At 66.8% G+C, this 11,575-nt stretch carries 12 protein-coding genes, 1 pseudogene and 1 riboswitch; of the genes and pseudogenes, 8 read left to right on the plus strand and 5 right to left on the minus strand.

The features are described from left to right. Window positions 1-45: 45 nt before the first annotated feature. From ACQEVI_RS25090 to ACQEVI_RS25115, 6 genes are all read left to right on the plus strand, one after another. The gene (locus ACQEVI_RS25090) at window positions 46-699 is read left to right on the plus strand and encodes a DUF2306 domain-containing protein (RefSeq protein ID WP_432904453.1); all 654 of its coding nucleotides are present in this window, start codon (window positions 46-48) and stop codon (window positions 697-699) included. A 58-nt stretch (window positions 700-757) separates the two neighbouring features. After that, window positions 758-892, plus strand: a riboswitch (FMN riboswitch). A 193-nt stretch (window positions 893-1,085) separates the two neighbouring features. Then, window positions 1,086-2,126 carry a bifunctional diaminohydroxyphosphoribosylaminopyrimidine deaminase/5-amino-6-(5-phosphoribosylamino)uracil reductase RibD gene (gene ribD, locus ACQEVI_RS25095; RefSeq protein WP_432906108.1) on the plus strand — a complete coding sequence of 347 codons (1,041 nt, stop codon included), beginning with the start codon at window positions 1,086-1,088 and terminating at the stop codon, window positions 2,124-2,126. Continuing rightward, window positions 2,126-2,836, plus strand: a complete 711-nt coding sequence (locus ACQEVI_RS25100; protein ID WP_432904455.1) for a riboflavin synthase — start codon at window positions 2,126-2,128, stop codon at window positions 2,834-2,836. The genes ribD and ACQEVI_RS25100 overlap by 1 nt, the downstream gene beginning before the upstream one ends. A gap of 23 nt (window positions 2,837-2,859) precedes the next feature. Next, window positions 2,860-4,257 carry a 3,4-dihydroxy-2-butanone-4-phosphate synthase gene (gene ribB, locus ACQEVI_RS25105; protein ID WP_432906111.1) on the plus strand — a complete coding sequence of 466 codons (1,398 nt, stop codon included), beginning with the start codon at window positions 2,860-2,862 and terminating at the stop codon, window positions 4,255-4,257. Next, on the plus strand, window positions 4,254-4,733 hold the full coding sequence (ribH, locus tag ACQEVI_RS25110) for a 6,7-dimethyl-8-ribityllumazine synthase (RefSeq protein WP_432904458.1): 480 nt from the start codon (window positions 4,254-4,256) through the stop codon (window positions 4,731-4,733). Before ribB ends, ribH begins: the two co-directional genes overlap by 4 nt. Window positions 4,734-5,062: 329 nt before the next feature. Beyond that, window positions 5,063-5,260, plus strand: a complete 198-nt coding sequence (locus tag ACQEVI_RS25115; RefSeq protein ID WP_432904461.1) for a hypothetical protein — start codon at window positions 5,063-5,065, stop codon at window positions 5,258-5,260. Window positions 5,261-5,436: 176 nt separating this feature from the next. Here ACQEVI_RS25115 and ACQEVI_RS25120 read toward each other — a convergent pair whose 3' ends face one another. Further along, window positions 5,437-5,682: a hypothetical protein gene (locus ACQEVI_RS25120; RefSeq protein ID WP_432904464.1), complete on the minus strand. Its 246-nt coding sequence runs from the start codon at window positions 5,680-5,682 to the stop codon at window positions 5,437-5,439. A gap of 915 nt (window positions 5,683-6,597) precedes the next feature. Here ACQEVI_RS25120 and ACQEVI_RS25125 point away from each other — a divergent pair. Next, the gene (locus tag ACQEVI_RS25125) at window positions 6,598-7,701 is read left to right on the plus strand and encodes a hypothetical protein (RefSeq protein ID WP_432904467.1); all 1,104 of its coding nucleotides are present in this window, start codon (window positions 6,598-6,600) and stop codon (window positions 7,699-7,701) included. 319 nt (window positions 7,702-8,020) lie between these two features. Next, window positions 8,021-8,494, plus strand: coding sequence for an acyltransferase (locus ACQEVI_RS25130; protein WP_432906113.1), 474 nt, complete (start codon window positions 8,021-8,023; stop codon window positions 8,492-8,494). Window positions 8,495-8,496: 2 nt separating this feature from the next. On the opposite strand, the gene ACQEVI_RS25135 is transcribed toward ACQEVI_RS25130, so the two are convergent. The 4 genes and pseudogenes from ACQEVI_RS25135 to ACQEVI_RS25150 all read right to left on the minus strand — a co-directional run bounded on the left by ACQEVI_RS25135 (window position 8,497) and on the right by ACQEVI_RS25150 (window position 11,542). Next, on the minus strand, window positions 8,497-8,964 hold the full coding sequence (locus ACQEVI_RS25135; RefSeq protein WP_432906165.1) for a hypothetical protein: 468 nt from the start codon (window positions 8,962-8,964) through the stop codon (window positions 8,497-8,499). Between the two features lie 163 nt (window positions 8,965-9,127). Then, window positions 9,128-9,770 (minus strand): annotated as a pseudogene (locus tag ACQEVI_RS25140) (IS701 family transposase); the annotation flags it as partial. Window positions 9,771-10,011: 241 nt separating this feature from the next. Further along, window positions 10,012-10,611 carry a histidine phosphatase family protein gene (locus ACQEVI_RS25145; RefSeq protein WP_432904470.1) on the minus strand — a complete coding sequence of 200 codons (600 nt, stop codon included), beginning with the start codon at window positions 10,609-10,611 and terminating at the stop codon, window positions 10,012-10,014. Continuing rightward, window positions 10,592-11,542, minus strand: a complete 951-nt coding sequence (locus ACQEVI_RS25150; protein ID WP_432904473.1) for an alpha/beta hydrolase — start codon at window positions 11,540-11,542, stop codon at window positions 10,592-10,594. The genes ACQEVI_RS25145 and ACQEVI_RS25150 overlap by 20 nt, the downstream gene beginning before the upstream one ends. Window positions 11,543-11,575 lie beyond the last annotated feature (33 nt).

The raw sequence follows: 11,575 nt of genomic DNA on the forward strand, positions 1-11,575 counted from the left end.
CCCGGGCCCATGACCCGCAGGGGCACGGCCGAGCAGGCTCGCACCATGACCACATCCCAGGTGACGACCAAGCTCACCAGCCGCCGCCCGTGGCTCGTCCCCGCGGGCCTCCTCCTGCTCGCGCTCGTCCCCGCGCTCGGCGGTGCCGCGCGCGTCTCCGAGCTGGCCTCCGACCCCGTGCTCACCGCCGACAACGCGCGGTTCGTGACCCAGCCCGTCCCGGTGCTGGTGCACATCGTCTGCGTGACCGTCTACAGCATGCTGGGCGGGTTCCAGTTCGTCCCGAGCCTGCGACGACGCAGCTGGCACCGGCTGGCGGGCCGCGTCCTGTTCCCCGCCGGGCTCGGTGTCGCGCTGACCGGGCTCTGGATGACCGCGTTCTACGACCTGCCCACCAAGGACACCGTGGTCGTCAACGGGGTCCGCTACGTGGTCGGCGTCGTGATGGTGGTGTCGTTGGTCCTGGGCGTGCGCGCGGCGCTGCGGCGCGACTTCGTGGCGCACCCGGCATGGATGATGCGGGCCTACGCGCTGGCCATGGGCGCGGGTACGCAGGCGCTGCTGATCGGTCCGTACATCGTGGTCGCGGGGATGCCGGGGCCGGTCGTCAACACGGTGCTCATGACGGCTGCGTGGGTCATCAACGCGGCGGTGGCCGAGTGGGTGATCCGTCGACGGCGGATCGCGGCCCGGATGTGACGCAAGCCATGCCGACTGCCGCGAGGTTTGTGGCATGCTGGCAGACAGCAGTACGCACACACGTGCTCCGGGGTCGGTGTAATTCCGAGCCGGCGGTTATAGTCCGCGACCCGCGTTCTCCGCAAGGAGGACCGGTTGATCTGGTGAAACTCCAGGACCGACGGTGAAAGTCCGGATGGGAGGAAGCACGTGCGGCGTCGCCGTCCCCTGGGGCGTGCGTCGTCGTGACGTCGTGCGCGCGGGCAGGGCCGGTCGGCCTCGCCCGCGCCCCCGTCGTCCACCCCGGAGCACCGAAGCTCGGGGAGGACAGCATGACCCAATCACCGCAGGGCCGCGCCGCGGACTATGCGGCCACGACGCTCGGAACGACGACACTCCGGACCGCCATGCGCCGCGCTCTCGCGCTGGCCGCGCAGGGTCCCGCGTACGGCCCGAACCCGCGCGTCGGCTGCGTGCTCCTCGACCAGGGCGGTCAGCCGGTCGCCGAGGGCTTCCACCGCGGCGCGGGCACACCGCACGCGGAGGCGGCGGCGCTGGCCGCCGCTCGTTCGCGTGGCGTCGACCCGCGGGGCACGACAGCGGTCGTGACGCTCGAGCCCTGCGCCCACCACGGCCGTACCGGCCCCTGCGCCGACGCACTGATCGACGCCGGCGTGGCCGCGGTGCACGTGGCGGTCGCCGACCCGAACCCGGTGGCGACGGGTGGCGCGGCCAGGCTGCGCGCCGCAGGGATCGAGGTGACGACCGGCATCCTCGCCGACGAGGGCGAGGAGCTGCTGCGGCAGTGGCTGCACGCCGTCCGGACCGGACGCCCCTACGTCACCCTCAAGCTCGCGACCAGCCTCGACGGACGGGTCGCCGCCGCGGACGGGACGAGCCGCTGGATCACCGGCCCGCAGGCACGCGCCCACGCCCACACGATCCGCGCGCAGGTCGACGCGATAGTCGTCGGCACGGGGACCGCACTGATCGACGACCCGTCGCTCACCGCACGGACGATCGACGGCGGCCTCTTCGAGCACCAGCCGCTCCGGGTGGTCGTCGGCCGCCGCGCGGTGCCCGACGACGCTCGCCTGCGTGGTCCGGGCGGTGCCCTGCTGCACGTGCCCGAGCACGACCTCGACGCCGTCCTGCGCGAGCTCGCGGAGCGCGAGGTGCGGCACCTGCTCGTGGAGGGCGGCCCCACCCTGGCCACCGCGCTGCTCGCCGCCGACGCGGTGGACGAGCTCCACGCGTACGTGGCGCCCGTCCTGCTCGGCGCGGGCGCGACCGCCGTCGGGGACCTGGGCGTCACCACGATCGGCGACGCCGCACGCTTCACCACCCACGACGTGACCCGGCTCGGCGACGACGTGCTCCTGGTAGCGCGCCGCAGCCAGCCAGTCCAGCCAGGTCGGCTCAGCCGGCACACCAAGGAGGAGATCTGATGTTCACCGGAATCATCGAGGAGCTCGGCTCCGTCGTAGCGCTCGACCGCCCCGACGGTGACGAGGGCGCGGACGCCGTCGTCACCGTCGCGGGCCCGCTCGCCGCGTCCGACGCCCAGGCCGGTGACTCGATCGCCGTCGACGGGGTGTGCCTCACCGTCGTCTCCGTGGCGGACGGCGCGTTCGTCGCGGAGATCATGCCCGAGTCGCTGCGCCGCAGCTCGCTCGGGGGCCTCGTGCCGGGTTCCGTGGTGAACCTGGAGCGCGCACTGCCCGCGAACGGCAGGTTGGGCGGCCACGTGGTCCAGGGACACGTCGACGGCATCGCCACGCTGGTGCGCCGCACGCCCGGCCCGCGCTGGGACGACCTGGAGTTCTCCGCACCCGCGGCACTCACCCGGTACGTCGCGGAGAAGGGCTCCATCGCGCTGGCGGGGGTCTCGCTGACCGTCACGTGGGTGTCGGACGGCGGCTTCGGGGTGTCGCTCATCCCGACCACGCTCGCCGCGACGACGCTCGGCAGGCTGGTCCCGGGCGACGTCGTGAACGTCGAGGTGGACGTGCTCGCGAAGTACGTCGAGCGGCTCCTTGGGGCGGGGGTGGCGGTGCCGGGCGGGACGACCGCGGCGGATACGTCGGCGGATACGTCGGCGGATACGTCGGCGGATACGGCAGCCGGCGTCGGCGACCTGACCGGGGCCGCACGATGAGCGCGGGCGGGACGGTGCACGTCATGCACCAGGGCGCCGTGAACGGGCCGGACACGAGCCTCGTGGAGCGGGCCCTCGCCGAGCTCGCCGCCGGCCGGCCCGTCCTCGTGGCGGACGACGCCGGGCGGGAGAACGAGGTCGACGTGGTGTTCGCGGCGAGCGTCGCGACCGCCGAGTGGGTGGGCTGGACCGTGCGGCACTCGTCGGGCTACCTGTGCGCGCCGATGCCCGCGCACCGTGCGGACGCGCTGGAGCTTCCGCTGATGGTGGAGCAGAGCGAGGACCCCCGGAGGACGGCGTACACGGTGTCCGTCGACGCCGCGGTGGGTGTCACGACCGGCATCTCCGCTGCGGACCGGGCGCGGACACTGCGCGTGCTGGGTGACCCGTCCGCCGGCCCGCGAGACCTGATCCGGCCGGGGCACGTGCTGCCCCTGCGGGCGCGGGCCGGCGGCGTGCTGGAGCGCGCGGGGCACACCGAGGCCGCCGTTGACCTCGTACGACTGGCGGGCGGTCCGGCAGGCGACCTGGGCGAGGTGGGCGCCATCGCCGAGCTCGTCCGGGACGACGGCGCCGTGATGCGCCTGGACGAGGCCCAGGCGCTGGCCGAGGAGAAGGGGCTCGTGGTGCTGACCGTCGCGGACCTGGTGGCGTGGCGCCGGGTGCACGACCCCGCCCCGCAGCCCGACGCCGCGGCGGCCGATGGTGCCGATGGTGCCGAAGACACGGTCGTCCGGGTGCTCCGGGCGGGGGAGGCGTCGCTGCCGACACGGCACGGGAACTTCCGGGTGATGGCGTACCGGGACCTGCGTTCGGGTGCGGAGCACCTGGCGCTGACGCCCGTCGCCCTGTCCGGCCCGCTGTCCGGCCCGCGGCGCGCGGGCTCCCTGGTGCGGGTGCACTCCGAGTGCCTGACGGGTGATGCGCTGGGCTCCCTGCGGTGCGACTGCGGTCCGCAGCTGGAGGCGTCGCTGGCGGCGGTCGCCGCGGAGGGTGGCGCCGTCGTGTACCTGCGGGGCCACGAGGGCCGGGGCATCGGCCTGGCGGCGAAGATCCAGGCGTACGCGCTGCAGGACGGCGGCCGGGACACCGTCGAGGCGAACGTCGACCTCGGGCTGCCGGTGGACGCGCGGGAGTACGGCGCGGCGTCGGCCATCCTGGCGGACCTCGGGCTCGACGGCGTGACGCTGCTGACGAACAACCCGGAGAAGGTCGCGGGCCTGCGCGCGGCGGGCACCGACGTCGTCGGGCGCCGGGGGCTCGTGGTGGGACGCGGCGTGCACAACCACCGGTACCTGGAGACGAAGCGTGTGGTCATGGGCCACCGCATCGAAGAGCTGGACCTTGATCTCGAGCTCGAACCGAGCCTCGAACGAAGCCTTGGACGAAGCATGAACGAGGACGAAGGAGCATGCGCATGAGTGGCGCTGGAGCACCGAAGGTGACAGTGGACGGTAGCGGCCTGCGGGTCGTCGTGATCGCGGCGAGCTGGCACGAGCAGGTGATGGACGGGCTCCTGGCGGGTGCCCGGAGGGCGCTGCGGGAGTCGGGCGCCGACTGGACGGAGGTCCGCGTGCCCGGCTCGTTCGAGCTGCCGGTCGCGGCGGCGCGGGCGGCAGCCGGGGGTGCGGACGCCGTGGTGGCGCTCGGCGTCGTGATCCGGGGCGGCACACCGCACTTCGAGTACGTGTGCTCCGCCGCGACGACCGGACTGACGGACGTGAGCGTGCGCACCGGGGTCCCTGTGGGGTTCGGTCTGCTGACCTGCGACGACGAGGCGCAGGCACTGGACCGGGCAGGGCTGGAGGGTTCGCACGAGGACAAGGGAGCGGAGGCGGCGGAAGCTGCCATAGCGACCTCGGTGGTTTTGCGTGACCTCTCTTCGGTCGCATCGTGAAGATGGAGGCGACTCATTACTGGAGCGTGGCTCCCATATCTGGGTGGTGAGGTGCGCAGCAGAACCGTGAGCGTGGACGCAACGATCAACCGGGCCCATCAGGACGGTACGAACACAACGCGCCCGGAGCCAGGACACAGGGAGCGAAAGCGAACACAAGAATCCCGGTGACGGCTTCGTCTCCAGCTCTCGGGGCCGAGACCGCGAACCGGCGGGTCTCGGGATCGTTCGCTCGTGGCGGGCTGAGCACCAAGATTCATCACGCGGTGTACGGGCGTAGGCGGCCGCTGGTCGCGGTGGTCACTGGCGGGCAGCGTAACGACGGTGCGATGTTGGTCGAGGTCCTGGCCGACATCCGCGCACCGGGCCAGGACGACCGTGTACCCGCCCCGAGGCTGTGCTCGCGGACCGGGCCTATGCCACCAGCCCTGGTCCGTAAGCACCCGCGCGGCTGGGGCATCAAGACCGTGATCCCGAGAAGAACGACAGCCGCTGCCCGCAAGCGCAAGGGCTCGGCCGGCGGGTGACCAACGGATCTGGACGTCGAGCTCTATAGTCAGCGCGACATCGTGAAACGCTCCTTCGCTCTGATCAAGCAAAGGTGCGGCCTGGCCACCCGCCACAACAAGCTCGCCCTCACCTACCGCGCCGCGACCATCCTGTCCGCCTGCCTCATCTGGTCACGCCACACAGGAAACACGACCTAGCTAATGCGGCGGCGCAGAACTTCCCAGAACTTCTTCAGGATCGTCTTGACAAGGTTGGCATCGACGCGCGGGCCGGTGGCCGAATCCTCGGCGGGTTCGCTGCGCGTCACCTCGACCTTCGGGACAGCCCGCCGATCCTTCAGGTAACCCAACACCTGCGGGACGATCATGTGCGCAAGGATGAAGACCACCGCCACGACCGCCTGCGGCCACGAGTCAATCTCGACCTCGATGCCATCCATCACTCCGCCACCTTGCCCATCGAGCAGCCAAACTCGCCGTAGCAATCGGCTGGCTCCGTGCCGTACCAACCGACCCAGCCAAGCATCACGTTGTACTGTGCGTTCACGGGCTTCTCCTCACTTGGGGCTCGTGCCGTCGCCCGGATCCCTTCAAGTTCCCGGGCGACGGCTTTTGCGGCCCTTTCATTAGGGCTACAAATACAGAGAATACGCTGGCAAATGTATCGACCGCCGAAGTATTGAACGGTTCCGCAGGGTTTCTCATAGTCTCTTGAAGTAAGCCCACGGGGATGCGCGGTTACCTGCAGGATCCTGAAGTAAGCAACAGAGATATGCAGTCACACACGACGCACCGCCTCTTCTTGCGGCCTACCGGGTATGTTCTGCTCAACTCACCAGTCTCACAAGCCAACGACGGTGACGGCGTTCTTTCAATCCCGGTCGGCAGGATCGTGAGGCTGTGGTGGTAAGTACCGAGTCAGTGGCCGGCGGTCGCACACAACCCGCGCAACGAAGGCGTTGGCGCTGCCTTCGATGAATCTGGCGTCGTTCGAGGGCTTCGCGGGCGTCGGCGGGAACGCACCCTCGTATCCGACGATTCAGCTCGACTCCTAGGCCAGGCGTATGGCGGCCGAGGCGAGGCGGCAGTGCACGAGCACGCTGGATGGCTCGCGTGAAGCACCGAGACTGGACGAACCAGCGCAAACTGTGCGAATGTTCACGAGATACCCTTGATCAGCCGTGCCAGCGATGCACGTTCCACTCGGACCTCTAGAGCTAAAGTACTCACTAGCTGGCACCCCTCTGCCGCAGTCCTCGGGACGGCCTGACCACGGTTCACGCCGAAAGGCAATCCGTCGACTACGCACCTGCCTGAGCAAGCCGATGCATCTCGACTGTAGGAGAGCCACGGAGATGAAGTCACTCGGACGTGTGGATGCAACAAAACGACTCCTACTCGAAGAACTCCGAGTAACGGAACAAATGTTGGCGAGCGCCGCCACCAAGGAATCCCGCCGTTACTGCGACGCGCAGATCACAACACTTCCCGACCTCGGGCTGCCCTACAATGTACGCCGCATGCACGGCGGGTTCTTTACCGGTGCATGCTACCAATGGGAATCCGATGTCCCACTCGTCCCAATCGATGCCACCGTCAATGTCTGCGGCGTGAGCATCTTCCGTACTGACATCGACATATCGAGTGCCGAACATTTCAGGGAGCGAATCGACCACGCCAAGAACGCCCTGGCGGAAACCACGCCCTTCGTCTGGAACTTCACGTCGGGGCATCACTTCATCATTCTTGCTGAGTCAGACGGCGCCGGTACTTTGCCTGCAGGTCGTTATATAGTTCTTCATGCTTCGACTGCGGAGTTCAAGGCCCAGTTCAATGGGCTGTACCCTGGACCAACCAACTGGTATTCCGACGCAGTCAAGACCCTGGACGGCGAGAACGGCCGATACCTGCGTTACCTGGCGGGCCGTCCTGCGGAAGAGTTCTATCGCACGGCCTCAATGCTCGAGAGCTACCAGCGAGAGCGTCAAAGGATTTGTGCTGCATTGGTGGTGGGCAACAGACACCTCCAAGAAGAGATTCTGTCTCTCCCCCACTACGGCATGCCCGACCAAGCATCTGTCGCAATTGGATGTCAATGGGTGTCACCGGCTTCTGCGGACTACGTTCTACTAACTCGACCGCGAGGGCCGATCTTTCTCCTCAGAGCGCGTGAAGGCGGCTCCAACACACTCAACACGATGAACGGCGAGCGGCTGCTCGCCCCACACGGTCTCGGAGTCCGCGCCGAACACGAACTCACGCTTGGACGGACGGCGGAGACTCTGGTCGTCTCAGGTCAGCAATTCCCGCTCGAATCAAGTCTCGTCGATGCACCCATCGCCACGATACGAGAGTTCGACCGAGAGGAGACCATGAGAGAAGTTACAGCGGCATGCCCCAGCGACATTGAAGCAGAACTCGTTCAAATCCACGCCTATTTCCGCACTGGAACACTCTAACGACGGCACTAGAAAAGATTCGGCAGCATGTCGAAATACACAGGCCAACGTTCTACCGCCTAAAAACACAACTCAACGACAAAAGTTGGGCGGAGGCTCGATGAGGAAAGAACTGCTAGGACGCGATCCTGGTGCTCGCGGAGTAGCGAGGCTCGGATTCGCGTATTACTCCCTAAAATCACAGATCATATTTGCCATATTGCGCAAGGTTGTTCCGGCGCACGTAGAATGCGGAGGACCAGTTTGGCACATCCTACAGAACTGGCTCGCCAAGAGGTCCTCCGTCGGCGTGGACCTGGCAATGCGCAACTGGTTCTACATGGCGACACTGAAAGATCGATCCAAGGCCAAACTTTGCGTGCTCCCAGACGTAACAATCCACTACCCGACCAACGTGCAGATCGGATACAACGTATTCGTCAACCGAGGCGTTCAGATCGACGCACCATCGTCAATTTGTATCGGCGACGGTACCCTTATCGGGCCGCACGTAGTAATTAATAGCGGGAACCACAGATTCGATGCGCCAGACCTTTGGATCCGTAACCAAGGGCACGATTTGCGGCCCATAATAATTGGGTCGGACGTCTGGATTGGAGCCAACGTAACCATTCTTGCTGGCGCAATAGTCGGCGACGGTTGCGTGATCGGTGCGGGCGCCGTCGTGTCCGGCAAAATCCCAGCCAATTCAGTCGCAACCGGAATCCCCGCGCGTGCTGTACGGCGTCGCGGGCGGAGGCCTACAGCCGAGAACACCGAGGAGAGCAATACCGCACATATGGACCATGACTAGTACTACAGCCGTAGATCGGGCCGGTGGGCTGCGGTGATGCTGCCTTCGCGTCGTCGGTAGTGAGCGCGGCGGGCACGGTGCTGGTGTCGTCGTCGCCACCGGGACCAGGCCAGGACCCGCTTGACGGTCTTGGAGGCCGTCGCGGTGAGAGCGGCGAATAGTCGTCTGGCCTCGCCCAGGGTGATCGGGACGAGCCCGACGCTGTCGTGGTCGGGCTCGGTGTCGTTCATCGTCATGGCGAGCATGGTGAGGAAGGCGTGGGCGAGCATTGCCAGGGTGGTCCACCGGTGCCAGGAGTTCCAGCGGCGGACCTGGTGCTCGTCCAGGCCGGCGTGGGTCTTGGCGGCCTGGACGTTCTCCTCGACGGTCCACCGGCGGGCCGCCACGTGCACCAGGTCGCCGATCGCGACTGGGCGTGGTATCCAGCAGCGGTACCAGGCCAGCTCTCCGGTCTGGTCGTTGCGGCGCACGAGCAGGGCGTGGTGACCGGACCCAAGGTCTGATCCGTCGGCCTCTGGTTGCAGCTCGAGGACTACCCAGGAGTACCAGCGCCGCCCTTTGGACCCGTCGCCGCACGACATCCGCGCCCACGCATCGTCCGGAACCAGGCTGGTGGCCTTGTCTGCGCGCAGCGGTCCGGCGCCGGTCGGAACGACCCCGGTTGCAGCCGATCGCCGGCACATAGCCCAATCCGAGCCGCCGGCAGGTAGCGCGTAGGTGCGGGTCGGCGCCGTAGACCTCGTCCCCGGCGACCCACCGCGCCGGCGTCCCGGCGGCCAGCGCGTCGGTGATCATGTCCGCGGCCAGGTGTGGCTTGGTCGCGAACGTTGCGTCGTGCGGGACTCCGGCCTCGGTGCGGCGGTCCGGGTCGCTCGCCCAGGACTGGCAGGTAGAGACGCCGGTCGATGAACGTGTGCCCGCGCTGTGCGGCGTAGGTCAGGAACACCGCGACCTGCGCCTTCTCGACCCTGCCCGCGGTGCCGGTGTACTGCCGCTGTACCCCGACCGACCTGGTGCCCTTCTTCAGATCGCCGGTCTCGTCGACCACGAGCACCGCACCCGGGTCGGCCAGGCGCCCAAGCGCGTAGGCACGCACGTCGTCACGCGCCCCGTCGGCATCCCAGACCGCCCGCCCGAGCAGGTGCTGGAACCGGTGCGGGGTCTCGTGGCCGGCGTGCTCGGCGATCGTCCAGCAGCTCTTCCGCTCCAGCGGGGCGACCAGCCCCGCGAGCAGATCCCGGCCGGCACCACGGGCGTCTCGGCGCGCGAACCGGCCGGTGACCTGCCCGAACGCGGTCTCGAACGCGGCCTGCCACGCTTGAGGGTCTACGCTATTGGCCGCGGCCACCGCCACGGACTTCTTGTTCCACACAAGCAACGAAGCATCCCGGCGGTGGCCGCCCCATGTCCAGGCATCACCGCAGGTCAGCGACCCGATCTACGGCAGTAGTACTAGCAGCCAACAAGCTCAATTGATACCTTACGCGGCGCCGACGTCGGCCAGATGCCCAGAGTGCTCACTCCAATCTGGCAGATCGGGATTGGTGACACATCCTCGGTGACAGGCGAATCACCTGCGCATGAGGCGTTGCCTCGGCATAAATCGCGACAGCGTCGACGAGTCCACACACCGACAATGCGGCTCGAATCCAGCCATTGTGCGTGACCACCATCGGAACACTTCCGGGCTCCAGCCTTTGAATCTCATCAAGGAAGGAGCCGATTCGATCACACATCTCGTCCAGGGACTCGCCACGGATGGGCGTGTGCCTTGCGTCGATCCAGCCAAACTCGGAAACTGCTTGAGGATCGGACTCTCTCACCTCCGCCTTGGTGCGTCCCTCCCAGACTCCCAAGTTGCGTTCCAGTAAGCGATCATCAAGCCGAATCGGCAACGCAGTGGTAAGCAACTCGGCCGTTTGACGCGCGCGCAGAAGAGGGGAGCTATAGAGGTGGGTCACGTGCCAAGCCTCTGCCTTGTCCGCCAACAGGTCTCGGGCAGCGCGAAGCCCCTCGTCACTCGCCGGGAGATCGCGCTGACCCATAAACGTACCGGACGAGTTACTTTGCGTTCGGGCATGCCTGACCAAGAGAATCTCAGGGATCAACTCTGTCACCCAATCCCTCCAGCATCCTCCGAAGCGCAGAGCATGCTTCAGAGAGAATTTTCGCTGCCCGGTCGATGGCGCGAGTCTGCATTGCGAACCCGTGCATCTGATCGTCCGCATTGACGTACGAGACGGTCACGCCAGCCTTCGCCATCGCGTCAGCTAGAGCCGCGCCCTCGTCACGGAGGGGGTCAAACTCAGCGGTATAAATAATGGTCGGCGGAAGTGCGACCTGGTCTCCCTGGAGAGGAAATAGGTAGGGGTCGCTCCGATCCCAGGCCTCGGGCAGGTATGCGGACCACGCCCACTCCATAAAGGCTCGGTTGAGAGAATATCCAACGCCACGTTGTACATAGGATGCAGTCTCAGGCTCGAGGTAGTCGGTCACGGGGTACAGCAGGAACTGTGCCGCAATTGCCGGCCCACCAAAGTCACGGGTCTGCTTCGCGAGGGAAACTGCAATTGTCCCGCCTGAACTATCGCCCCCGACCGCAATTTGGTTGTTCACACCAAGACTCGCTCGGTGGTTTGCGGCCCAAGCGAGAGCTTGACGTGCATCCTCGATCGCTGCGGGGTACTTGTTCTCCGGGCTGCGGCGGTAGTCGACCGAGAGGACCGCAACCCGTGCTTCCTTGGCGATGATGCTGCATAGGCGATCGTGAGTGTCAAGGTCATTCACAATCCATCCACCCCCGTGAAAGAAGAGCAGAAGCGGGAGTTGCCCACCAGGTTCAGGGTGGTATAGCCGCGCCCGAATATCCTCTGCCTCCGTGGGAACGACAAAGTCCTCCAAGCGCGGGATGCTCTCCGGTTCGCCCTGGATGAAAGCCGCTCGCATTCGGGCGCGCGACTCTTCGGTGGGCAGCTGATAGACCGGCGGCAGTCCACTCGCGGCCGCGGCGTCGATGATGGCTTGTGCTTGCTGGTTTAGTTCCGTCACTACTAATCACTCCATTTCCAATAGTTGGAAGTC

This window comes from Promicromonospora sp. CA-289599 (assembly GCF_050936155.1).
In the GTDB taxonomy this organism is placed as follows: domain Bacteria; phylum Actinomycetota; class Actinomycetes; order Actinomycetales; family Cellulomonadaceae; genus Promicromonospora.

Excerpts from the sequence above, each read along its gene's own strand:
- ACQEVI_RS25090 (WP_432904453.1), top strand. The coding sequence starts at position 46 with ATGACCACATCCCAGGTGACGACCAAGCTCACCAGCCGCCGCCCGTGG.
- ribD (WP_432906108.1), top strand. The coding sequence starts at position 1,086 with ATGCGCCGCGCTCTCGCGCTGGCCGCGCAGGGTCCCGCGTACGGCCCG.
- ACQEVI_RS25100 (WP_432904455.1), top strand. The coding sequence starts at position 2,126 with ATGTTCACCGGAATCATCGAGGAGCTCGGCTCCGTCGTAGCGCTCGAC.
- ribB (WP_432906111.1), top strand. The coding sequence starts at position 2,860 with ATGCACCAGGGCGCCGTGAACGGGCCGGACACGAGCCTCGTGGAGCGG.
- ribH (WP_432904458.1), top strand. The coding sequence starts at position 4,254 with ATGAGTGGCGCTGGAGCACCGAAGGTGACAGTGGACGGTAGCGGCCTG.
- ACQEVI_RS25115 (WP_432904461.1), top strand. The coding sequence starts at position 5,063 with ATGTTGGTCGAGGTCCTGGCCGACATCCGCGCACCGGGCCAGGACGAC.
- ACQEVI_RS25120 (WP_432904464.1), bottom strand. The coding sequence starts at position 5,682 with ATGGATGGCATCGAGGTCGAGATTGACTCGTGGCCGCAGGCGGTCGTG.
- ACQEVI_RS25125 (WP_432904467.1), top strand. The coding sequence starts at position 6,598 with ATGAAGTCACTCGGACGTGTGGATGCAACAAAACGACTCCTACTCGAA.
- ACQEVI_RS25130 (WP_432906113.1), top strand. The coding sequence starts at position 8,021 with ATGGCGACACTGAAAGATCGATCCAAGGCCAAACTTTGCGTGCTCCCA.